The sequence below is a fragment of the Bacillus sp. SW14 genome (assembly GCF_047608225.1).
GTDB classification, from domain to species: domain Bacteria; phylum Bacillota; class Bacilli; order Bacillales; family Bacillaceae; genus Bacillus; species Bacillus subtilis_G.
In genome coordinates this window covers 2616697-2639246 of record NZ_JBLKRW010000001.1, presented here as the reverse complement: position 1 = coordinate 2639246, position 22550 = coordinate 2616697, and the positions used below count along the sequence as shown (strand labels likewise).

22 protein-coding genes and 1 other annotated feature are annotated in these 22550 nt (G+C 46.0%); all 22 genes read left to right on the top strand.

The features are described from left to right. Positions 1–80 precede the first annotated feature (80 nt). Positions 81–1361, top strand: coding sequence for an acetylornithine deacetylase (locus ACMX2I_RS13555; RefSeq protein ID WP_414957210.1), 1281 nt, complete (start codon positions 81–83; stop codon positions 1359–1361). Positions 1362–1444: 83 nt separating this feature from the next. Then, positions 1445–1690 (top strand): YlmC/YmxH family sporulation protein, encoded by a 246-nt coding sequence (locus ACMX2I_RS13550; protein WP_003232153.1) that lies wholly within the window; start codon positions 1445–1447, stop codon positions 1688–1690. A 161-nt stretch (positions 1691–1851) separates the two neighbouring features. Then, on the top strand, positions 1852–2688 hold the full coding sequence (gene pgeF, locus ACMX2I_RS13545) for a peptidoglycan editing factor PgeF (RefSeq protein WP_414957209.1): 837 nt from the start codon (positions 1852–1854) through the stop codon (positions 2686–2688). Positions 2689–2694: 6 nt separating this feature from the next. Continuing rightward, complete coding sequence (locus ACMX2I_RS13540; RefSeq protein ID WP_414957208.1) at positions 2695–3387, top strand: YggS family pyridoxal phosphate-dependent enzyme; 693 nt, start codon at positions 2695–2697, stop codon at positions 3385–3387. Further along, positions 3384–3842 (top strand): cell division protein SepF, encoded by a 459-nt coding sequence (sepF, locus tag ACMX2I_RS13535; RefSeq protein ID WP_141113407.1) that lies wholly within the window; start codon positions 3384–3386, stop codon positions 3840–3842. The genes ACMX2I_RS13540 and sepF overlap by 4 nt, the downstream gene beginning before the upstream one ends. 6 nt (positions 3843–3848) lie before the next feature. Beyond that, complete coding sequence (locus tag ACMX2I_RS13530) at positions 3849–4121, top strand: YggT family protein (protein WP_414957207.1); 273 nt, start codon at positions 3849–3851, stop codon at positions 4119–4121. A 60-nt stretch (positions 4122–4181) separates the two neighbouring features. Further along, on the top strand, positions 4182–4955 hold the full coding sequence (locus tag ACMX2I_RS13525) for an RNA-binding protein (protein ID WP_414957206.1): 774 nt from the start codon (positions 4182–4184) through the stop codon (positions 4953–4955). Between the two features lie 93 nt (positions 4956–5048). Then, a complete protein-coding gene (gene divIVA, locus ACMX2I_RS13520; protein WP_003221468.1) occupies positions 5049–5543 on the top strand; it encodes a septum site-determining protein DivIVA in 495 nt (164 codons plus the stop codon). 62 nt (positions 5544–5605) lie between these two features. Further along, positions 5606–5831 (top strand) — a binding site (T-box leader). Positions 5832–5883: 52 nt separating this feature from the next. Next, positions 5884–8649, top strand: a complete 2766-nt coding sequence (ileS, locus tag ACMX2I_RS13515; RefSeq protein ID WP_414957205.1) for an isoleucine--tRNA ligase — start codon at positions 5884–5886, stop codon at positions 8647–8649. 144 nt (positions 8650–8793) lie between these two features. After that, positions 8794–9168, top strand: coding sequence for a sporulation-related RNA polymerase-binding protein YlyA (ylyA, locus tag ACMX2I_RS13510; RefSeq protein ID WP_087992125.1), 375 nt, complete (start codon positions 8794–8796; stop codon positions 9166–9168). Between the two features lie 103 nt (positions 9169–9271). After that, the gene (lspA, locus tag ACMX2I_RS13505) at positions 9272–9736 is read left to right on the top strand and encodes a signal peptidase II (RefSeq protein ID WP_087992124.1); all 465 of its coding nucleotides are present in this window, start codon (positions 9272–9274) and stop codon (positions 9734–9736) included. A 1-nt stretch (position 9737) separates the two neighbouring features. Next, positions 9738–10649: an RluA family pseudouridine synthase gene (locus ACMX2I_RS13500; protein WP_087992123.1), complete on the top strand. Its 912-nt coding sequence runs from the start codon at positions 9738–9740 to the stop codon at positions 10647–10649. Positions 10650–10830: 181 nt separating this feature from the next. Continuing rightward, on the top strand, positions 10831–11376 hold the full coding sequence (pyrR, locus tag ACMX2I_RS13495) for a bifunctional pyrimidine operon transcriptional regulator/uracil phosphoribosyltransferase (RefSeq protein ID WP_087992122.1): 546 nt from the start codon (positions 10831–10833) through the stop codon (positions 11374–11376). Positions 11377–11555: 179 nt separating this feature from the next. Further along, positions 11556–12863, top strand: coding sequence for a uracil permease PyrP (pyrP, locus tag ACMX2I_RS13490; protein WP_333517634.1), 1308 nt, complete (start codon positions 11556–11558; stop codon positions 12861–12863). A gap of 144 nt (positions 12864–13007) precedes the next feature. Next, complete coding sequence (locus ACMX2I_RS13485) at positions 13008–13922, top strand: aspartate carbamoyltransferase catalytic subunit (RefSeq protein WP_414957204.1); 915 nt, start codon at positions 13008–13010, stop codon at positions 13920–13922. Next, the gene (locus tag ACMX2I_RS13480) at positions 13906–15192 is read left to right on the top strand and encodes a dihydroorotase (protein WP_414957203.1); all 1287 of its coding nucleotides are present in this window, start codon (positions 13906–13908) and stop codon (positions 15190–15192) included. Before ACMX2I_RS13485 ends, ACMX2I_RS13480 begins: the two co-directional genes overlap by 17 nt. Beyond that, a complete protein-coding gene (locus ACMX2I_RS13475) occupies positions 15189–16283 on the top strand; it encodes a carbamoyl phosphate synthase small subunit (RefSeq protein ID WP_087992118.1) in 1095 nt (364 codons plus the stop codon). The genes ACMX2I_RS13480 and ACMX2I_RS13475 overlap by 4 nt, the downstream gene beginning before the upstream one ends. Then, positions 16268–19483 (top strand): carbamoyl-phosphate synthase (glutamine-hydrolyzing) large subunit, encoded by a 3216-nt coding sequence (gene carB, locus ACMX2I_RS13470; protein WP_414957202.1) that lies wholly within the window; start codon positions 16268–16270, stop codon positions 19481–19483. The genes ACMX2I_RS13475 and carB overlap by 16 nt, the downstream gene beginning before the upstream one ends. Then, positions 19480–20250 carry a dihydroorotate oxidase B electron transfer subunit gene (pyrK, locus tag ACMX2I_RS13465; protein ID WP_087992116.1) on the top strand — a complete coding sequence of 257 codons (771 nt, stop codon included), beginning with the start codon at positions 19480–19482 and terminating at the stop codon, positions 20248–20250. The genes carB and pyrK overlap by 4 nt, the downstream gene beginning before the upstream one ends. Continuing rightward, the gene (locus ACMX2I_RS13460; RefSeq protein WP_087992115.1) at positions 20250–21185 is read left to right on the top strand and encodes a dihydroorotate dehydrogenase; all 936 of its coding nucleotides are present in this window, start codon (positions 20250–20252) and stop codon (positions 21183–21185) included. The genes pyrK and ACMX2I_RS13460 overlap by 1 nt, the downstream gene beginning before the upstream one ends. Further along, complete coding sequence (gene pyrF / locus ACMX2I_RS13455) at positions 21154–21873, top strand: orotidine-5'-phosphate decarboxylase (RefSeq protein ID WP_414957201.1); 720 nt, start codon at positions 21154–21156, stop codon at positions 21871–21873. The genes ACMX2I_RS13460 and pyrF overlap by 32 nt, the downstream gene beginning before the upstream one ends. Beyond that, complete coding sequence (pyrE, locus tag ACMX2I_RS13450; protein ID WP_414957200.1) at positions 21870–22502, top strand: orotate phosphoribosyltransferase; 633 nt, start codon at positions 21870–21872, stop codon at positions 22500–22502. The genes pyrF and pyrE overlap by 4 nt, the downstream gene beginning before the upstream one ends. Positions 22503–22550: the final 48 nt, after the last annotated feature.

Sequence of the window (22550 nt, the reverse complement as noted above, 5' to 3'; positions counted from 1 at the left end):
TAGGACTCTGTCTGTTTTTATCGAGCCGTTTCATAACATATGAAACGGCTTTTTGATTTTTAAGAAAGGAGCGGATCACATTGAATCAACAAATAGACTCTCTGATCAAAAAGGCGGAAGATCAAAAGGGGGACCTGATTGAGCTTGCAAAAACGCTGATTTCTTATCAGACACCTGCTCCGCCTGCAAGGAATACAGACGGCGTCCAGTCATGGATTGCAGGGTTTTTACATGACATGGGTTTCTCGATCGATAAATGGGACGTGTACCCGGGAGATCCCAATGTAGTGGGGCTTCTTAGAGGAATGGATTCAGCCGGTTATCATAGCCTGATCATCAATGGCCATGTAGATGTTGCAGAGGTAAAAGAGAATGAGGATTGGGAGCATAATCCGTTTCACCCAATTGAAAAAAACGGTTTCTTAATCGGACGAGGCGCTTCAGATATGAAAGGCGGGTTGGCGTGTGTGCTGTTTGCGGTCAAATTGATTCGTGAAGCTGGCATTGAACTTCCCGGTGATTTGATTTTGCAATCGGTGATTGGGGAGGAAGTCGGAGAAGCCGGCACGCTTGAATGCTGCAAGAGGGGCTATCATGCTGATTTTGCAGTTGTCGCGGATACGAGCGATATGCATATTCAAGGCCAAGGAGGTGTCATTACAGGCTGGATCGAAATCAAAAGCAGTCAAACGTTTCATGATGGGACGAGGCGGAATATGATTCACGCAGGAGGAGGCACATTCGGGGCAAGCGCAATTGAAAAAATGGCAAAAATCATTGCGGGACTCGGTGAACTTGAGCGCCACTGGTCCATTATGAAAAGTTACCATGGCTTTAAACCCGGCACAAATACCATTAATCCGGCTGTTATTGAAGGCGGCAGACATGCGGCTTTTATAGCGGACGAGTGCCGGCTGTGGATTACGGTCCATTTTTACCCGAATGAAACCCATAACCAAGTGGCAGCTGAAATAGAAGATTACATCAACCGGCTGAGCGACAGTGATATTTGGCTTAGGGAAAACCGTCCTGTTTTTAAGTGGGGAGGCTCATCTATGATTGAAGACAGAGGAGAAATTTTTCCGGCACTGGAAGTTGACCCCAGCCACCCAGGCGTCTTAGCGCTTACAGCGTCTCATGAGGAAGTGAAACGGGAGCATCCGGTTATTGACGTTTCTCAATCCGTTACAGACGGGGGATGGCTGTTTAATGCCGGGATTCCAAGCGTGATCTACGGTCCTGGCGATCTGCACAATGCACACTCTGTGAACGAGGAGGTATCGATTGAGCAGCTGGTGGATTACACAAAAATCATGCTCGATTTTATCATTAGATGGTGCAGCGGTAAAAAAGAACAGTAACCATGAAAATTTCTTCTTGCTGACAAGGTTCAGCCCGCCCATTCATATACTTGAAAAAAAGGACGGAAAAAGGACGTGATGGAATGATCAGCATTTCAGAATTTCAGGTGAAGGATGTTGTCAATGTCTCAAACGGGAAAAAGCTTGGAAGCATTGGCGATATCGATATCAATGTGACTACTGGTAAAATTCAGGCGATCATACTAGGGGGGAATGGGAAAGTTCTCGGATTTTTTGGAAAAGAAGAGGAATTAGTCATTCCATGGCGAAATATAGTAAAAATCGGGGAAGATGTGATCTTGGTCCGATTAAGTGAACCGCATGCATAACCTGCTTGTCTGCTGCTGATTGGAAAATGCCGGAAGTCTCGTTTCTTCCGGCACATTTCATTTAGAAATATGCAAATCGGCGCTCAACGAATGCAGAAAGATGTGGTAAAATAAGTGGGAAATTCCGCTTTTTTAAATGTTTGTCGAAAGGTTGGATCATCATGAATACATATCACCCATTCAGTCTTACCACACCCTCGACACTCATGATACAAGACTGGACACAAACGAATCAAAACAACAGAGAAGTCATTGCCGGATTTACTACGAAAAACGGCGGTGTCAGCCAAAAGCCTTTTGAATCGTTAAATACAGGATTGCACGTTCATGACAAAGATGCAGATGTAGTTAAAAATCGCGAATATATTGCCGATATGTTTAATATTGATTTGCAGTCTTGGGTATTTGCTGATCAGACACACGATAATCGCGTTCAAAAAGTGACGCAGAGAGATAGGGGAAAAGGCGCCCGTGAGTATCACACGGCTCTGAAAGCAACGGACGGGCTCTACACAAATGAAAAGAATGTGTTTTTGGCATTATGCTTTGCTGATTGTGTGCCTCTTTTCTTCTATGATCCGGTTAAATCGCTTGTCGGGGTCGCCCATGCCGGGTGGAAAGGCACTGTCAAACAGATTGGCAGAGAAATGGTGAAGCAATGGACCGAGCAGGAAGGGTCAAATCTCTCAGACATTTATGCTGTTATTGGACCGTCTATCAGCGGAGCATGCTATACGGTAGACGACCGTGTCATGGATGCTGTCCGGGCATTGCCGGTTTCGGCAGGACGTGCCGTTAATCAGACGGAAAAGGCACAATATCAGCTTGATCTGAAAGAGCTGAACCGCCTTATACTGATCGACAGCGGTTTGGCAACTGAACAGATTTCTGTCAGCGGTTTATGCACGGAAAGTGAGCCGTCTCTTTTCTATTCTCACCGCCGCGATCAGGGGAAAACTGGACGAATGATGTCCTTTATCGGAATGAAGGAGGCATAAAAGATCTTGCGTGTTGTTGATCATTTACGACATATAAACGAACGAATAAACGAAGCATGTAACAGATCGGGCCGCAGCTCCGATGAAGTTACGGTTATTGCAGTCACAAAATATGTATCACCTGAAAGAGCACAGGAGGCAGTGGATGCGGGCATCACCTGCCTCGGAGAGAATCGGGATGCGGAACTGCTCCGCAAACAGGAAATCATAAAAGGGAATCCGGAATGGCATTTTATCGGCAGTCTGCAATCAAGAAAAGCAAAAGCCGTTGTCAATGCGGTTTCCTATATCCATTCCTTAGACCGGCTCTCATTAGCGAAAGAAATTGAAAAACGGGCTGAAGGTACTGTCAAGTGCTTTGTGCAGGTCAATACCTCTCTTGAGCCTTCTAAACACGGCATGAAAAAAGAAGAAATCATACCATTCATACAGGAGCTTTCCGGTTTCGAACATATCGTTGTGGCCGGACTGATGACAATGGCTCCGCTGACTGATGAGCAAGATCAGGTCAGAAGCTGTTTCCGGTTGCTGAGAGAACTCCGTCATCAGGTTCAGGAGCTGAAACAGCCGAACGCTCCGTGTACAGAACTGTCGATGGGCATGTCAAATGATTTTGAAATTGCAATTGAAGAAGGGGCTACTTATATTAGAATCGGCTCATCGTTAGTCGGAAATGAAACAGGGGGTGTACAGCAATGAGTATGAAAAATAAACTGAAAAACTTTTTCTCAATGGAAGATGAAGAATACGAATATGAATATATTGAGACAGAGCGGGAATCTGACGAGGAGCAGCAGGAGCAAAAAGAAAAGCCGGCTTACGCTGCTCATAAACCTGCGGGCAAACAGAATGTAGTGAGCTTGCAAAGTGTTCAGAAATCCTCTAAAGTGGTGTTGAGTGAGCCGCGCGTTTATGCGGAGGCACAGGAAATAGCCGACCATTTGAAGAACCGGCGGGCAGTTGTCGTCAATCTTCAGCGGATCCAGCATGACCAGGCCAAGCGGATTGTTGACTTTTTAAGCGGAACCGTTTATGCCATCGGCGGCGACATTCAAAGAATCGGCTCGGATATTTTCCTCTGCACGCCTGACAACGTAGATGTATCAGGCACAATTTCTGAGCTCATATCTGAAGACGAACATCAGAGGTGGTAAAGCCAGATGATCCTTTATCAAGTTTTTTCGGTTTTAAGCTTATTAATCACAATATACTCATTTGCCCTGATTATATATATCTTTATGTCATGGGTGCCGAGTACGAGGGAAACAGCTGTCGGGCGTTTTTTAGCTTCGATTTGTGAACCATATCTCGAACCATTTAGAAAAATCATCCCATCAATCGGAATGCTGGATATTTCACCGATCGTGGCTATTCTTGTGCTTCGGTTTGCGACAACCGGCTTGTGGGGGCTTTATCGCATGATTGCGTTTTAAAGTGACAGTTTGATAGGGGCTTGGCAGCAGCCAAGCCTCTTTACATAGAAGGGAAAGACGATGAGCGATATATATCAGCACTTCAGAAAAGACGAGCGGGCCTTTATTGATCAGGCGCTCGAATGGAAAAGCATTGTCCAGGAACAGTATAGGATGAAGCTGACCGACTTTTTAGACCCCCGAGAGCAGGTCATCCTCTCTGCTGTTACGGGACAGGCAGACGTCGGGCTTGCTTTTTCCGGCGGCTATGGCAGAGCTGAGCGAAAACGGGCGATTCTGTATCCAGAGTACATCACGCCGGAAGAGTCGGATTTTGAACTGCAGGCGTTTAACGTCCGTTATGCTGAAAAATTTGTCTCAGTAGATCACCGTTCTCTGCTTGGTGCATTAATGGGCATAGGCTTAAAGCGGCAAAAGTTTGGTGACATCGTGTTTTCTGAGACATCAGTGCAATTGATTGTCTCAGCCGATACCGCAGATTTTGTGGCTGCACAGCTGACCCAAGCAGGCAAAGCTGCGGTCAGCCTAGAGAAAATTGACTTGTCAGACCTTAACATTCCCGCAGTTGATGTCGAAATAAGAGATGACACGGTTTCTTCTTTAAGGCTTGATGCCGTCTGCGCCTCTATGAGCAGGCAATCCCGCCAGAAATCACAGACGCTTGTGAAAAACGGCCTCGTGAAAGTGAACTGGAAGGTAGTTGAAGATCCTTCATACATGGTGGCAGAAGGGGACATGCTGTCTATCAGAGGCTTTGGCCGGTGCAGCTTGACAAAAATCGAAGGAAAAACCAAAAAAGACAAATGGAGAGTTACGTTTAAACGACAAAAATAGTCGGTTTTTCAGTTTTTTTCTCCATCTGTGCGAAATTTGTTTTATAATGTGAACTAGATAACCGTACTGAAATGTAAAAATGGAGGTGGCATCATGCCATTAACGCCAAATGATATTCACAACAAGACGTTTACAAAAAGTTTTCGCGGATATGATGAAGATGAAGTAAATGAATTCCTAGCGCAAGTCAGAAAAGATTACGAAATTGTTCTCCGTAAGAAAACTGAGCTTGAAGCGAAAGTCAATGAACTTGATGAAAGAATTGGACACTTTGCCAATATTGAAGAAACGCTGAATAAATCGATTTTAGTTGCTCAAGAAGCGGCTGAAGACGTAAAACGCAATTCTCAAAAAGAAGCAAAGCTGATCGTTCGGGAAGCGGAGAAAAATGCTGATCGCATTATCAACGAATCCTTATCAAAATCAAGAAAAATTGCAATGGAAATTGAAGAGCTGAAAAAGCAGTCTAAAGTTTTCAGAACACGTTTCCAAATGCTGATTGAAGCCCAGCTCGATCTTTTGAAAAATGACGATTGGGATCATCTGCTTGAGTATGAAGTCGACGCAGTATTTGAGGAAAAGGAATAAATTTTCTGATCATCTTGACATTTTCTTAGCTTGTCGAATATAATACGTTCATAAATTCAGATGAAAAGACGGTTGAAAGGGACAGTCATGTTTCCTTCAGGCCTTCATAGCGACCCGGAGATGGTGAGAGTCCGGGATGGCCGGAATCATGTAAATCAGCCCTTAAGTTTCCTTTCTGAACTCACAGTAGGTTAGGACGTTCATCACGTTACGATGCTCGAGAGGAAAAAGCGATGCTGGCTTTTTCTAAAAGGGTGGTACCGCGAGATAAGCTTTCTCGTCCCTTATGGGATGAGAGGGCTTTTTTTATTTTCTGAAAAAATGCAGTGGAGGAATGAAAATGGATTTTAAAGACACGCTCTTAATGCCGAAAACAGATTTCCCGATGCGAGGAAATTTGCCAAACCGTGAGCCTGACATTCAAAAGGAATGGGAAGAAGAGGATATTTACCATCTTGTGCAGGAACGGACGAAAGACCGCCCGAAATTTGTTTTACATGACGGACCTCCGTATGCAAATGGAGACATCCATATGGGGCATGCGCTTAACAAAATTTTGAAGGACTTCATTGTCCGCTATAAATCAATGAGCGGCTTCAACGCGCCGTATGTACCTGGCTGGGATACACACGGGTTGCCGATTGAAACGGCTCTCACAAAAAACAAAAAAGTCAACCGCAAAGAAATGTCAGTAGCGGAATTCCGCAAACTGTGTGAAGAGTACGCTTGGAAGCAAATCGAGGGACAGCGTGAGCAGTTCAAACGCCTTGGTGTCCGCGGTGACTGGGAAAACCCATATGTGACATTAAAACCGGAATACGAAGCGCAGCAAATCCGCGTATTTGGTGAGATGGCAAAACGAGGCTACATTTATAAAGGTCTTAAACCGGTTAACTGGTCACCTTCAAGTGAGTCTGCGTTGGCTGAAGCTGAGATCGAATATCAAGATAAACGTTCAGCATCTATTTACGTGGCTTTTGGTGTAAAAGACGGCAAAGGCGTTCTTGAAAACGGCGAGCGTATTATTATCTGGACAACAACGCCTTGGACAATTCCGGCGAACCTCGGAATTTCAGTGCACCCTGATCTTGAGTACAGCGTGATTGCAGTAGGTGAAGACCGCTTTGTCGCAGCAAGTGCTTTAGTCGAAAATGTTGCGTCTGCATGCGGGTTTGAGCAATATGAAGTGACAAGAACAATCAAAGGGAAAGACCTTGAGAACATTATCGCTGAACACCCGCTATATGGCAGAGACTCTCTTGTTATGCTTGGCGAACACGTGACAACTGATGCCGGAACGGGCTGTGTTCATACAGCGCCGGGACACGGGGAAGATGACTTTATCATCGGCCAAAAATATGGTTTAGATGTGCTATGCCCGGTTGATGCAAAAGGTGTAATGACAAGCGAAGCTCCAGGTTTTGAAGGCATGTTCTACGATGATGCGAACAAAGTGATCACACAGCAGCTTGATGAAAAAGGCGCGCTTGTGAAGCTTGAATTTATTACTCACTCTTATCCGCACGATTGGAGAACAAAAAAACCAACCATCTTCAGAGCGACAGCGCAATGGTTTGCGTCTATTAAAGATTTCAGATCAGACCTGCTGGATGCCATTAAAGAAACCAAATGGGTTCCTGAATGGGGCGAGCAGCGTTTGCACAACATGGTGCGTGACCGCGGAGACTGGTGTATTTCCAGACAGCGTGCGTGGGGTGTGCCGATTCCGGTATTTTATGCTGAAAACGGAGAACCGATTATTACAGATGAAACCATCGAACATGTTTCTGAATTGTTCAGGCAGCACGGATCAAACATTTGGTTTGAAAAAGAAGCGAAGGATCTTCTTCCGGAAGGTTTTGCGCATCCTGGCAGCCCGAATGGCACATTTACAAAAGAACAGGACATCATGGATGTTTGGTTTGATTCAGGCTCTTCCCATCAAGCGGTGCTTGAAGAGCGTGAAGACCTCGTTCGCCCGGCTGATTTATATCTAGAAGGATCTGACCAATATCGCGGCTGGTTTAACTCGTCTCTTTCTACAGCGGTAGCCGTAACAGGAAAGGCGCCATATAAAGGTGTGCTCAGCCATGGGTTTGCACTGGATGGAGAAGGACGTAAGATGAGTAAATCAATCGGTAACGTCGTTGTTCCAGCCAAAGTCATGAAACAGCTTGGTGCTGATATTTTGAGGTTATGGGTGTCTTCAGTTGATTATCAGGCGGATGTTCGCGTGTCAGACGCCATTCTGAAGCAGGTTGCTGAAGTGTACCGTAAAATCCGCAATACGTTCCGTTTTCTTCACGGAAACCTATTCGATTTTGATCCAAAAACGAATGCGGTGGCTGTCGAAAATCTTCGCGAAGTGGATCAGTATATGCTGATTAAGCTGAATAAACTGATTGATAAAGTGAAAAAAGCGTATGACGAGTACGAATTTGCGGTTGTGTATCACAGTATCCATAATTTCTGCACAATCGAATTGAGCTCATTCTATCTTGATTTTGCAAAAGATATTGTGTACATCGAGCATGCGGATCATCCGGACAGACGCAGCATGCAGACAGTATTCTATGAGACGCTGCTTGCATTAGTGAAGCTTTCAGCTCCTATCCTTCCTCATACGGCTGACGAATTATGGTCTCATTTAGCATTTGTTGAGGAGCAGAGCGTTCAGCTGACAGATATGCCGGAAACAATTACGGTTCCAAACAGCGAAGCGACAGAAAATAAATTTGACCGCTTTTTGGCTCTTCGTGACGATGTGCTAAAAGCGTTAGAAACTGCCCGAAATGAAAAAATTATCGGTAAATCATTGGAAGCGAATCTGAAATTGTATCCAAACAAAGAAAACCAAGAGCTATTAGCTTCCATTAAAGAAAATCTTTCTCAGCTGTTTATTGTTTCTGAACTGACAATCAGCGAAGAAAATGAAGCGCCGAACGATGCCCAAAGCTTTGCGACAGGTAAAATCGCTGTCGAGAAAGCGGAAGGCGACATGTGTGAGAGATCACGTGTGATTTCAAAAGACGTGGGGGCAAATCCGAAATACCCTACACTTTCATTGCGAAACGCTGAAATCGTTGAAAAATACTATCAAAAATAATGAGAAAGAGCCCGGCGTAAAAGCCGGGCTTTTTTTGTGCCAAGAGTGACATCGATTAGAACAGCAGGAAAAATCTTATGGGCTTTAGATCATCATTCACAGGCAACAATATAGGTACTACGTTAAGAGCAGGAGTTGTGATGAATGAATGATCAACTGACCGCAATTTATACGGAACTTCTTCTGATGAAAGAAGAACTACAGTCGAGATTATTTGAGTATTCTTGCTTTCAGGCTTCAACAAGTCCGCAAGCAGCAATCAATCATAAACAAAAAGCAACTCTGATCTATCACATTAAAGAAGAGCTTCAAGACGTTCTCCTCGCATTGTCCAAAGTCGAAAACGGCACATTCGGATACTGTGAAGAAACCGGGGCTCCCATTCCTCTTTCAAAGCTTGCTGTGCTGCCGACAGCCCGTACAGCAAACGATTTTCTTTATTCTGTCCAATTTGAAAAAAAAACGCTTCCGTTGTGGAAATCAACGGATATTGAATATGGACAGGCACTGTATGAATAACAGTGCCTGTCTGGTTTATATGCCTGATATTTCTTTACTCCAGTGCTTTTTATTGATAAAATGCATAATGGACTAAAGTAACCGTAAAACTGGAGGAACGTTTGTGCTGTATTATATCATTGCACTTCTTATTATTGCAGCCGATCAATTGACAAAATGGCTTGTCGTTAAGAATATGGAACTTGGACAAAGTATTCCGGTCATTGATCAGGTATTCTATATCACCTCCCATCGCAATACGGGTGCTGCATGGGGGATATTGGCCGGTCAGATGTGGTTTTTCTACCTCATTACAACCGCGGTTATTATTGGCATTGTTTATTACATACAGCGTTATACTAAAGGACAAAGGCTTCTTGGCGTAGCTCTCGGACTTATGCTCGGCGGTGCCATCGGCAACTTCATCGACAGGGCTTTCAGACAGGAAGTTGTGGATTTTATCCATGTTATTATTGTGGATTACAATTACCCGATTTTTAATATCGCGGACTCTTCATTATGTGTCGGCGTCATGCTTTTATTTATACAAATGATGTTGGACAGCGGGAAAAAGAAAAAGGAGCAATAGCATGAATCAAATTGATATAACCGCCTCAGAAGAACAAAAAAGTGAGCGGATTGATAAATTTCTGGCATCGACTGAGAATGATTGGTCGAGGACCCAAGTGCAGCAATGGGTGAAAGACGGACAAATTGTCGTAAACGGAAGCCCCGTAAAATCAAATTACAAAATTCAGCCAGGTGATCAGGTGACCGTCACTGTACCTGAGCCGGAAGCGCTCGACGTGCTGGCAGAACCTATGGACCTGGATATTTACTATGAAGATCAGGATGTGTTGGTCGTCAATAAACCGCGGGGAATGGTTGTTCACCCAGCCCCTGGGCATCTTACGGGCACACTTGTAAACGGCCTTATGGCTCATTGCACGGATCTTTCCGGAATCAATGGCGTGATGCGTCCGGGGATTGTTCACAGAATCGATAAGGATACGTCAGGCCTGTTAATGGTGGCGAAAAATGATATGGCGCATGAGTCACTCGTGAACCAATTGGTCAACAAAACGGTCACGCGCAAATATACGGCGGTTGTCCACGGGCTTATTTCTCACGATGACGGCACTATTGACGCGCCGATCGGACGGGACAAGAAAGACCGTCAAAGCATGACTGTGGCGCGTGAAGGCAAAAACGCAGTCACTCATTTTCATGTGCTTGAGCGTTTTCAGGATTTTACGTTAGTGGAATGCCAGCTTGAAACTGGGAGAACGCATCAAATTCGTGTTCATATGAAATATATCGGATTTCCATTGGCGGGCGATCCAAAGTACGGGCCGAGAAAAACGATCGATTTTAACGGCCAGGCCCTTCACGCCGGTATTTTAGGTTTTGATCATCCTCGCACCGGCGAATATGTCGAATTTGAAGCGCCGCTTCCGGAGGATATGGTCCAATTAATCGAAAACCTCAGAAAAAACGGTTGACAGACTGTTTCTTTTCTGAAATAATAAACGAAGCTGAATAGATTCTTTAAAACAGTCCAGAGAGGCTGAGAAGGATAACGGATAGACGGGATGCGTATATTATGCGCACCTTGTCCTAAAACCCCTCTATGCTCTGGCAGGAGGGGTTTTTTCTTCTATATGAACTGTGAGGTGTCACACATTGAATCAAAAAGCTGTCATTCTCGACGAACAAGCAATCAGACGGGCGCTGACCAGAATTGCTCACGAAATGATCGAACGCAATAAAGGAATGAATAACTGCATCCTTGTCGGCATTAAGACAAGAGGGATTTACTTGGCGAAACGCCTTGCGGAACGAATCGAGCAGATTGAAGGAAGTCCTGTAACAGTCGGTGAGATTGATATTACCCTTTACAGAGACGATCTTTCCAAAAAAACGAGCAACGAAGAACCGCTAGTGAAAGGTGCAGATATTCCGGTAGACATCAACGATCAAAAAGTCATTCTTGTTGACGATGTCCTGTACACCGGAAGAACGGTCAGAGCCGGTATGGATGCGCTTGTTGATGTAGGTAGACCTTCCTCCATTCAGCTTGCTGTGCTTGTTGACAGAGGACACAGGGAGCTGCCGATCCGAGCGGATTATATCGGGAAAAACATCCCGACATCAAAGGCTGAAAAGGTTATGGTTCAGCTTCATGAGGTAGATCAAAACGATCTCGTGGCCATTTATCAAAATGAATGAATAATAGATCACCTTTTTAAAGGCAATCCAGAGAGGTTGCAAAGAGGTGCACAACAAAGCCCCGAAAGAATACGGCGGATCTTTGTATGCCTCTTTGCGTAAAAAATAGCAAAGAGGTTTTTTTATACAGTCATTGAGTCATCCTAAAATGAAAGTCAACGATCAGGGGGAAAATCATCATGAGTAAGAAAAAAGTAAATTTAGGAGTCAGGGATGTCCCGACACCTTTCTCGTGGGTTTCATTCAGTCTGCAGCATTTATTTGCCATGTTTGGCGCAACAATTTTGGTTCCGAAGCTTGTTGGAATGAGTCCTGCTGTGGCATTGGTGACAAGCGGCATCGGGACACTCGCTTATCTGCTTATTACGAAAGGGCAAATTCCGGCGTATCTCGGTTCATCCTTCGCCTTTATTTCCCCGATCATACTGGTCAAAGCGACCGGCGGGCCGGGAGCGGCAATGGTCGGAGCGTTTCTTGCAGGGTTAGTGTACGGGCTGATTGCCTTATTGATCAGACAGCTTGGAACAGGATGGCTAATGAAGGTTCTCCCTCCTGTGGTCGTAGGACCTGTTATTATCGTCATTGGGCTCGGACTGGCCAGCACTGCGGTAAACATGGCGATGTATGCTGATCCGAACGCGAGTGAATTGGTTTACAGCTTAAAGCACTTCAGTGTCGCAGGCGTTACGTTGGCGATTACGATTATTTGCGCGACTTTCTTACGAGGGTTTTTAAGCCTGATTCCGGTTCTGATCGGCATCATCGGCGGATACTTGTTTGCCCTTACTCAAGGGATTGTCAACTTCCAGCCTGTGCTTGACGCGAAATGGTTTGCGGTGCCTGAGTTTATCATCCCGTTCAAAGACTATTCACCATCAGTCACACTTGGCATCGCAGCGGCAATGGTTCCCGTCGCGTTTGTGACAATGTCAGAGCATATCGGCCACCAAATGGTGCTGAGCAAAGTTGTCGGACAAGATTTCATTAAAAAGCCGGGGCTTCATCGCTCTATTATGGGTGACAGCGTGGCCACAATCCTTGCTTCCCTGATCGGCGGTCCCCCGACAACGACTTACGGGGAAAACATTGGCGTGCTGGCCATCACAAGAGTATTCAGCGTCTTTGTCATCGGCGGCGCGGCAGTGATTGCCTTATGCTTCGGTTTTATCGGCAAAATCTCAGCGCTGATCAGTTCAGTGCCGTCAGCGGTCATGGGAGGCGTCTCCTTCCTGTTGTTCGGAATCATCGCTTCGAGCGGTCTGAGAATGCTGATTGATAACAAAATTGATTATGAAAACAACAGAAACCTCATTATCACATCGGTGATCCTTGTGATCGGTGTAGGAGGCGCGTTTATCCAAGTGTCTCAAGGAGGATTCCAAGTGTCGGGAATGGCGCTTGCCGCAATTGTCGGTGTCATCTTAAACCTGATTCTTCCGCAGGCGAAGGAAGAGCAGGTTGACACATCTGAACAACATCATATCTAAAACCTTTTAATGAAAGTCCAGAGAGGCTTGGAAGGGTTATAAAGAGAAGGAAGCTTCAATGCTGCCCTCTATTTAACCATACCCCGAGTCTATCTTAGACCGGGGTTTTTTCAGCCTTAAAGTTGAAATGAGAGGGGAAAAAACATGAAGCATTTAACGACGATGAGTGAACTCAGCACTGAGGAAATCAAAGATTTGCTTCAAACAGCACGCGACCTCAAAAGCGGAAACACAGACAATGGGCTTGCGGGGAAATTTGCAGCGAACCTGTTTTTTGAACCGAGCACGAGGACGCGGTTCAGCTTTGAAGTCGCGGAAAAAAAGCTGGGCATGAATGTCCTGAATCTTGATGGAACAAGCACAAGCGTGCAAAAAGGCGAAACCCTATATGACACCATACGGACGCTCGAATCAATCGGTGTAGACGTGTGCGTCATCAGGCACAGTGAGGATGAGTACTATAAAGAGCTTGTCAGCCAGGTGAATATCCCGATTCTGAATGCGGGTGACGGATGCGGCCAGCATCCGACACAATCACTGCTTGATGTCATGACGATTTATGAAGAGTTCAATACGTTCAAAGGGCTTACCGTCTCCATTCACGGCGATATAAAGCACAGCAGAGTGGCAAGATCGAATGCGGAAGTTTTGGCAAGACTCGGTGCCCGCGTCCTGTTTTCCGGTCCTTCGGAATGGCAGGATGAAGAAAACACATTCGGCACGTATGTCTCAATGGATGAAGCAGTTGAGTCTTCCGATGTCGTGATGCTGCTCCGCATTCAAAATGAAAGACATCAGTCCGCTGTCAGCCAGAAAGGTTATTTAAACCAATACGGCTTGACCGTAGAACGGGCTGAGCGTATGAAGCAGCATGCGATCATTATGCATCCGGCTCCGGTAAACAGGGGAGTGGAGATTGATGACAGCTTAGTAGAAAGTAATAAATCAAGAATATTCAAGCAAATGCAAAATGGTGTATTTATCAGAATGGCAGTGATACAGCGTGCCTTACAAACCAATGTGAAAAGAGGAGAAGCAGCGTATGTCATATCTCATTAAAAACGGCTGGATACTTAACGAAAATGGTGAAAAAACAGAAGCGGATATTCGAGTGACAGGAGAAATCATCTCCGAAATCGGAAAGCTTGATGCAGCGGATAAAGAAACGGTAATTGATGCAAAAGGATTGCTCGTTTCACCTGGGTTTGTTGATCTCCACGTACACTTCAGAGAGCCAGGCGGTGAGAAGAAAGAAACCATTGAAACCGGAGCAAAAGCAGCGGCGCGCGGCGGTTATACAACAGTGGCAACAATGCCGAATACGCGGCCGGTTCCTGATACGAAGGAGCAGATGGAATGGGTGCAAAACAGAATTAAAGAAACCTCATGCGTCAGAGTTCTTCCATATGCGTCCATTACGATCAGACAAATCGGTGATGAGATGACAAACTTTGAAGCTTTAAAAGAAGCCGGAGCATTTGCTTTTACAGATGACGGCGTCGGTATACAGACAGCAGGAATGATGTATGAAGCGATGAAGCGGGCAGCCGCAATTGACAAAGCGATTGTTGCACATTGCGAAGACAACTCTTTAATTTACGGAGGAAGTGTGCATGAGGGGACATTCTCAAAAGCAAACGGGCTCAACGGCATTCCTTCTGTGTGTGAATCGGTTCATATTGCCCGCGATGTATTGCTGGCTGAGGCGGCAGGCTGCCATTACCATGTATGCCATATCAGCACGAAAGAGTCTGTCAGGGTCGTACGTGATGCGAAAAAAGCAGGAATCAGAGTGACAGCAGAAGTGTCACCACACCATTTGCTGCTTTGTGATGAGGACATTCCGGGGCTGGACACAAATTATAAAATGAATCCTCCGCTCCGCAGCGCAGAAGACAGAGCTGCTTTAATCGAAGGTCTTTTAGACGGAACGATTGATTTTATCGCAACAGACCATGCGCCGCATACAGAAGAAGAGAAAAATACAGAAATGAAGCTTGCGCCATTCGGAATTGTCGGCTTAGAAACAGCGTTCCCGCTTCTATACACACACTTTGTCAAAAATGGCAGCTGGTCGCTGAAACAGCTGATTGACTATATGACAATTAAACCATGCGAAGCGTTCGGTCTCCCATACGGAACATTACAAACGGGGCAAGTTGCTGATATTACGTTAATTGATTTGGAAAAAGAAGCAGTGATAGAGAAAGAGACATTTTTGTCAAAAGGAAAAAATACACCATTCAACGGCATCAGCTGCACCGGCTGGCCGGTCGCTACAATTGCGGCGGGGAAGCTTGCTTATGAAGAAGGGAGACTTGTCAAATGAAGAGACGATTAGTACTGGAAAACGGAGCGGTATTCGAGGGGAAAGCCTTCGGAAGCTTAGAAAACAGCATGGGAGAAGTCGTTTTTAACACTGGGATGACAGGCTATCAGGAAATTTTATCTGATCCTTCTTACTGCGGGCAGATCGTAACATTAACGTATCCGCTTATCGGAAATTACGGCATTAACCGTGATGATTTTGAATCCATTACCCCTTTTGTAAAAGGGCTGATCGTCAAAGAATTATGTGAACTGCCTTCCAACTGGCGTTCAGCATACACCTTAGACGAATATTTAAAAATGAAAAACATTCCCGGACTGCAGGGAATTGATACAAGAAAGCTAACAAGAATGATCCGCACGGCAGGCGCGCTAAAAGGAACATTCGCTTCACCTGATGAAGATATCGAAGCAGTGCTGAAAAGGCTTGATGAAACTGAACTGCCGAGAAATCAAGTATCTCAAGTATCAGCCAAAACAGCATATCCGAGCCCGGGAAGAGGCAAACGCATCGTCTTGGTTGACTTCGGCATGAAGCACGGGATTCTAAGAGAGCTGAACAAACGGAAATGTGACGTCATCGTTGTGCCTTACAACATTACAGCGGAAGAAGTGCTTCAGCTGAAACCGGATGGCATCATGCTTTCTAACGGACCTGGAGATCCGAAAGATGTGCCTGAAGCGATTGAAATGATCAAAGGTATTCTCGGTAAAGTGCCATTATTCGGAATATGTCTCGGCCACCAATTATTCGCGCTGGCGTGCGGAGCGAATACTGAAAAAATGAAATTCGGCCACAGGGGTTCAAACCACCCGGTAAAAGAGCTGGCAACCGGAAAAGTCGCCTTAACATCTCAAAACCATGGCTATACAGTGTCATCCATCAGCGAAACGGAACTTGAAGTGACACATATCGCAATTAACGACGATACGATTGAAGGGCTGAAGCATAAAACACAGCCGGCATTTACGGTTCAATATCATCCTGAAGCTTCACCTGGTCCTGAGGATGCCAACCATCTATTTGACAGATTCATCGAAATGATCGACACAACAGAGAAAGAAGGGGAAGCGGTATGCCAAAACGCGTAGACATTAACAAAATTTTAGTAATCGGGTCTGGACCGATCATCATAGGCCAAGCAGCAGAATTTGATTATGCGGGAACGCAAGCCTGCCTTGCTTTGAAAGAAGAAGGCTATGAAGTCATTCTTGTCAACTCAAACCCCGCCACAATCATGACAGATACTGAAATGGCTGACCGGGTTTACATCGAACCGCTCACTCCTGAATTCCTGACTCGAATCATCAGAAAAGAGCGCCCGAATGCCATTCTTCCTACTCTTGGAGGCCAAACCGGTTTGAATCTTGCGGTTGAGCTTTCTGAAAGAGGCGTGCTGGAAGAGTGCGGCGTCGAAGTGCTTGGCACGAAGCTGTCTGCGATTCAGCAGGCTGAAGATCGCGACTTGTTCAGAACATTAATGAACGAACTGAATGAACCGGTGCCTGAAAGTGAAATCATCCACTCCCTGGAAGAAGCAGAAACCTTCGTCAGCCAAATTGGATTCCCTGTCATTGTCCGCCCGGCATATACATTAGGCGGAACAGGCGGAGGCATCTGCTCGAATGAAACCGAGCTGAAGGAGATTGTTGAGAACGGCTTAAAATTAAGTCCGGTTCACCAGTGTCTGCTTGAAAAAAGCATCGCCGGTTATAAAGAAATCGAGTATGAAGTCATGAGAGACAGCCAGGATCACGCCATCGTTGTTTGTAACATGGAGAACATTGATCCAGTCGGAATCCACACTGGAGACAGCATTGTAGTAGCGCCGAGCCAAACGCTCAGCGACCGCGAATATCAGCTCTTGCGGAATGTATCGTTAAAACTGATCCGCGCGCTTGGAATTGAAGGCGGATGTAACGTCCAGCTCGCTTTAGATCCAGACAGCTTCCAATACTACATTATTGAAGTAAACCCGCGTGTCAGCCGTTCATCTGCCCTTGCGTCAAAAGCGACAGGATATCCGATTGCAAAGCTCGCTGCTAAAATTGCAGTCGGCCTTTCATTAGATGAAATGATGAACCCAGTGACAGGAAAAACATATGCAGCATTTGAACCGGCTCTTGACTATGTCGTATCCAAAATTCCGCGCTGGCCGTTTGATAAGTTTGAATCAGCAAACAGAAAGCTCGGCACGCAAATGAAAGCGACAGGAGAGGTCATGGCGATCGGCCGCACGCTTGAGGAGTCATTGCTGAAGGCTGTGCGTTCACTGGAAGCGGATGTGTATCACTTGGAATTGAAAGACGCTGCCGACATTTCAGATGAGCTTCTTGAAAAGCGAATTAAAAAGGCCGGTGATGAACGCTTATTCTACTTAGCTGAAGCGTACAGAAGAGGCTACACGGTAGAAGCCCTCCATGAATTTTCAGCTATCGATGTCTTCTTCTTGCATAAGCTTTTGGGAATCGTAAAGTTTGAAAAAGAACTGAAGGCAAATGTGGGCGATACGGATGTGCTGAGACGGGCAAAAGAACTCGGATTCTCTGATAAGTACATCAGCCGTGAGTGGAAAATGAAAGAATTGGAGCTTTACAGCTCGAGAAAACAAGCGGCAATTGCGCCCGTATTCAAAATGGTAGATACGTGCGCGGCGGAGTTTGAATCGGAAACGCCATACTTCTACAGCACATATGAAGAAGAAAATGAGTCAGTCGTTACGGATAAGAAAAGTGTGATCGTGCTTGGTTCCGGTCCGATCCGAATCGGTCAGGGGGTTGAGTTCGATTACGCCACTGTTCACTCTGTGTGGGCAATCAAACAGGCAGGCTACGAAGCCATTATTGTCAATAACAACCCGGAAACCGTTTCTACAGATTTCAGTATCTCGGACAAGCTGTACTTTGAGCCGCTTACGATTGAAGATGTGATGCACATCATTGACCTCGAACAGCCAATGGGCGTTGTCGTACAGTTTGGCGGACAAACTGCCATTAACCTTGCTGATGAGCTTTCTGCACGCGGAGTGAAAATCCTTGGGACTTCATTAGAGGATTTAGACCGTGCGGAAGACCGGGATAAATTTGAACAAGCGCTTGGAGCACTTGGTGTTCCGCAGCCGCTTGGCAAAACAGCGACATCAGTTGATCAGGCGGTAAGCATCGCGAGTGACATCGGCTATCCGGTACTGGTGCGCCCGTCCTATGTACTTGGCGGCCGGGCGATGGAGATTGTGTATCATGAGGAAGAACTGCTTCATTACATGAAAAACGCAGTCAAAATCAATCCGCAGCACCCAGTATTAATTGACAGATATTTAACAGGGAAAGAAATTGAAGTGGATGCGGTATCTGACGGTGAAACAGTTGTAATCCCGGGAATTATGGAGCACATTGAACGGGCGGGCGTTCACTCCGGAGACTCAATCGCCGTTTATCCGCCTCAGTCACTCACAGAAGACATTAAGAAAAAAATTGAACAATATACGATCGCATTAGCCAAAGGGCTGAATATTGTCGGTTTGCTCAACATTCAATTCGTACTGTCACAAGGCGAAGTGTACGTGCTCGAAGTGAATCCGAGATCAAGCAGAACCGTACCGTTCTTAAGCAAAATTACGGGTATCCCAATGGCGAACCTAGCCACAAAAGTCATTCTTGGGCAAAAGCTGGAAGCGTTTGGCTATACAGAGGGCCTTCAGCCTGAACAGCAGGGTGTATTTGTAAAAGCGCCGGTCTTCTCCTTCGCTAAGTTGAGAAGAGTGGACATTACGTTAGGGCCTGAAATGAAATCAACAGGTGAGGTCATGGGGAAAGATTCAACCCTTGAAAAGGCGCTCTATAAAGCCTTGATCGCTTCAGGCATTCAAATCCCTAACTACGGTTCCGTGCTTTTAACAGTGGCTGATAAGGACAAAGAAGAAGGGCTTGCCATCGCTAAGCGGTTCCATGCGATCGGCTACAACATTTTAGCGACGGAAGGAACGGCGGGTTACCTGAAAGAAGCTTCAATTCCTGCGAAGGTGGTCGGGAAAATCGGCCAGGACGGCCCGAACTTGCTTGACGTGATCAGAAACGGAGAAGCGCAGTTTGTCATCAATACGCTGACAAAAGGAAAGCAGCCAGCAAGAGACGGATTTAGAATCAGACGTGAATCAGTAGAAAACGGTGTTGCCTGCTTAACATCTTTAGATACGGCAGAAGCGATATTGCGAGTGCTGGAAAGCATGACATTCCGTGCTGATCAAATGCCGGCAGTCAACACAAATCAGGAGGCGGCAATCACTATATGAAAAAAGCGTATTTGACAGTATGTTCTAACCAGCAAATTGCAGACCGGGTGTATCAAATGGTTTTGAAAGGGGAGCTTGTCCAAGGGTTTACAACCCCGGGACAGTTCCTTCATCTTAAAGTGAGCGAAGCGGTTACGCCTCTATTGAGGAGGCCAATCAGCATCGCCGACGTCAACTTTGAAAAAAATGAAGTCACCATCATTTATCGAGTAGATGGGGAAGGAACAAGACTCTTGTCGCTAAAGCAGCAGGGAGAGCTTGTGGATGTCCTCGGGCCTTTGGGAAATGGCTTTCCTGTCAATGAAGTCAAACCCGGAAAGACGGCTTTGCTGGTGGGAGGCGGTGTTGGTGTGCCCCCTCTCCAAGAGCTGTCGAAACGCTTGAACGAAAAAGGAGTCAAGGTCATACACGTTTTAGGATTCCAATCGGCAAAGGATGTTTTTTACGAAGAAGCGTGCCGGCAGTACGGAGACACGTATGTGGCAACAGCTGACGGAAGCTATGGGGAAACCGGATTTGTCACAGATGTGATAAAACAGAAAAACCTAGAGTTTGACATTCTTCTCAGCTGCGGGCCGACACCAATGCTGAAGGCGTTAAAACAGGAATATGCCCATAAAGAAGTTTACCTGTCGATGGAGGAACGAATGGGCTGCGGAATCGGCGCATGCTTCGCGTGTGTGTGCCATACAAACGAAAGTGAGACATCCTACGTAAAAGTATGTCTCGACGGGCCTGTATTTAAAGCTCAGGAGGTGGCGCTGTAATGCTAGAGGTGAAATTGCCTGGACTAGATTTGAAAAATCCGATCATTCCTGCATCAGGCTGCTTCGGTTTTGGAAAAGAGTTTGCGCGTTTTTATGATTTATCTTGTCTCGGAGCCATCATGATCAAAGCTACGACGAAGGAGCCTCGCTTCGGGAACCCGACGCCTAGAGTAGCTGAGACTGGCGCTGGAATGCTCAATGCGATCGGTCTGCAAAACCCAGGGCTGGAAAGCGTCTTGCAAAATGAGCTGCCTTGGCTTGAGCAGTTTGCAACACCGATCATTGCCAATGTCGCAGGTTCTCAGATCGAGGATTATGTAGAAGTCGCAGAGCATATCAGTAAAGCGCCCAACGTTCATGCACTTGAATTGAACATTTCCTGCCCGAATGTAAAAACAGGCGGAATCGCTTTTGGCACGAACCCTAAAATGGCTGCTGATTTGACGAAAGCGGTTAAAGAGGTTTCAGATGTACCCGTTTATGTGAAGCTTTCCCCGAACGTGGCAAATATCACAGAAATTGCATCAGCGATCGAGGAGGCGGGAGCGGACGGTCTTACGATGATCAACACATTAATCGGGATGAGACTCGATTTAAAATCAGGAAAGCCGATATTAGCGAATAAAACAGGGGGGCTTTCTGGTCCTGCTGTGAAGCCGGTTGCTATTCGCATGGTGTATGAAGTCAGCCAGGCGGTCAACATCCCGATTATCGGAATGGGAGGCGTGCAGACGGCCGAAGATGCACTGGAATTTCTTCTTGCGGGAGCAAGCGCGGTCGCTGTCGGTACAGCAAACTTTGTAAATCCTTTTGCATGCCCAGATATTATAGACCAGCTCCCAGCTGTTTTGCGCCAATACGGCTATCAATCAATTGAAGAATGCATCGGAAGGAGCTGGAACCATGAAAAACAACCTGCCCATCATCGCGCTTGATTTTGCAACAGCTGAAGAAACACTTGCATTCTTAGCGCCTTTTCAGCAAGAACCGTTATTTGTAAAGGTTGGGATGGAGCTTTTTTATCAAGAAGGACCATCTATCGTCAAACAACTAAAAGAAAGAAATTGCGAGCTGTTTTTAGATTTAAAGCTTCATGACATCCCGACCACTGTAAACAAAGCGATGAAGCGCCTTGCCGGTCTCGGAGTAGACCTCGTCAATGTTCATGCGGCCGGGGGCAAAAAAATGATGCAGGCAGCTCTGGAAGGCTTAGAAGAAGGGACGCCGGCCGGACAAAAACGCCCGTCCCTTATCGCGGTAACCCAGCTGACAAGCACATCTGAACAAATGATGAAAGATGAACTGCTGATCGAAAAGGCTCTGATCGACACGGTCGTCCACTACAGCAAACTGGCGGAAGAAAGCGGGCTGGATGGAGTGGTCTGCTCTGTTCATGAAGCAAAAGCCATTTACGAAGCGGTATCGCCTTCATTTTTGACTGTTACTCCGGGGATCAGGCTGTCAGAGGACGCTGCGAATGACCAAATCCGTGTAGCGACACCTGCAATTGCAAGAGAGAAAGGTTCATCAGCGATTGTGGTGGGACGCTCGATTGCAAAAGCGAAAGACCCGGTAAAAGCCTATGAAGCTGTCAGACTCGAATGGGAGGGAATCAAATCATGAAACAAGTCATCGCAAAACATCTATTAAACATCCAAGCTGTATTTTTACGCCCGAACGAGCCATTTACATGGGCAAGCGGCATTTTATCGCCCATCTATTGTGACAATCGCCTTACGCTATCATTCCCGGAGGTCAGAAATGATGTCGCTTCAGGCATCAGCAAGCTTGTCGAAGAGCATTTTCCTGAAGCTGAAATGATTGCGGGAACAGCAACAGCCGGTATTCCTCATGCTGCTCTGGCGGCTGACCGTTTGAATCTTCCGATGTGTTATGTGAGAAGTAAGCCGAAAGCGCACGGAAAAGGCAATCAGATTGAGGGAAAAGTTCAAAAAGGCCAAAAAACGGTCTTGATCGAAGACTTAATTTCCACAGGAGGCAGTGTGCTTGAAGCTGCGGCGGCTTTACAAGCGGCTGGCTGTGAAGTGCTTGGTGTCGTCTCAATCTTTACGTACGGACTGCCTAAAGCGCAGGAAGCGTTTGCGAAGGCAGAACTGCCATACTACTCTTTAACTGATTATGATACGCTCACACAGGTCGCGCTTGAAAACGGAAATATTCATTCAGACGATTTAGAAAAGCTGAAAACGTGGAAACAAAATCCCGAGTCAAAAGATTGGTTTAAAAAATAACAAATAAATTTCGGTGATGTACAAGGGCTCCAAAGCCTTTCTGTACTT

What these genes read in the sequence shown, in the direction of transcription:
- ACMX2I_RS13525 (WP_414957206.1), top strand. Translation starts at nt 4,182, where the DNA reads ATGAGCGATATATATCAGCACTTCAGAAAAGACGAGCGGGCCTTTATT.
- ACMX2I_RS13460 (WP_087992115.1), top strand. Translation starts at nt 20,250, where the DNA reads ATGCTAGAGGTGAAATTGCCTGGACTAGATTTGAAAAATCCGATCATT.
- pyrE (WP_414957200.1), top strand. Translation starts at nt 21,870, where the DNA reads ATGAAACAAGTCATCGCAAAACATCTATTAAACATCCAAGCTGTATTT.
- divIVA (WP_003221468.1), top strand. Translation starts at nt 5,049, where the DNA reads ATGCCATTAACGCCAAATGATATTCACAACAAGACGTTTACAAAAAGT.
- ACMX2I_RS13500 (WP_087992123.1), top strand. Translation starts at nt 9,738, where the DNA reads ATGAATCAAATTGATATAACCGCCTCAGAAGAACAAAAAAGTGAGCGG.
- pgeF (WP_414957209.1), top strand. Translation starts at nt 1,852, where the DNA reads ATGAATACATATCACCCATTCAGTCTTACCACACCCTCGACACTCATG.
- ACMX2I_RS13480 (WP_414957203.1), top strand. Translation starts at nt 13,906, where the DNA reads ATGTCATATCTCATTAAAAACGGCTGGATACTTAACGAAAATGGTGAA.
- ylyA (WP_087992125.1), top strand. Translation starts at nt 8,794, where the DNA reads ATGAATGATCAACTGACCGCAATTTATACGGAACTTCTTCTGATGAAA.
- ACMX2I_RS13550 (WP_003232153.1), top strand. Translation starts at nt 1,445, where the DNA reads ATGATCAGCATTTCAGAATTTCAGGTGAAGGATGTTGTCAATGTCTCA.
- ACMX2I_RS13530 (WP_414957207.1), top strand. Translation starts at nt 3,849, where the DNA reads ATGATCCTTTATCAAGTTTTTTCGGTTTTAAGCTTATTAATCACAATA.
- pyrP (WP_333517634.1), top strand. Translation starts at nt 11,556, where the DNA reads ATGAGTAAGAAAAAAGTAAATTTAGGAGTCAGGGATGTCCCGACACCT.
- ACMX2I_RS13475 (WP_087992118.1), top strand. Translation starts at nt 15,189, where the DNA reads ATGAAGAGACGATTAGTACTGGAAAACGGAGCGGTATTCGAGGGGAAA.
- sepF (WP_141113407.1), top strand. Translation starts at nt 3,384, where the DNA reads ATGAGTATGAAAAATAAACTGAAAAACTTTTTCTCAATGGAAGATGAA.
- ACMX2I_RS13485 (WP_414957204.1), top strand. Translation starts at nt 13,008, where the DNA reads ATGAAGCATTTAACGACGATGAGTGAACTCAGCACTGAGGAAATCAAA.
- pyrF (WP_414957201.1), top strand. Translation starts at nt 21,154, where the DNA reads ATGAAAAACAACCTGCCCATCATCGCGCTTGATTTTGCAACAGCTGAA.
- pyrK (WP_087992116.1), top strand. Translation starts at nt 19,480, where the DNA reads ATGAAAAAAGCGTATTTGACAGTATGTTCTAACCAGCAAATTGCAGAC.
- carB (WP_414957202.1), top strand. Translation starts at nt 16,268, where the DNA reads ATGCCAAAACGCGTAGACATTAACAAAATTTTAGTAATCGGGTCTGGA.
- ileS (WP_414957205.1), top strand. Translation starts at nt 5,884, where the DNA reads ATGGATTTTAAAGACACGCTCTTAATGCCGAAAACAGATTTCCCGATG.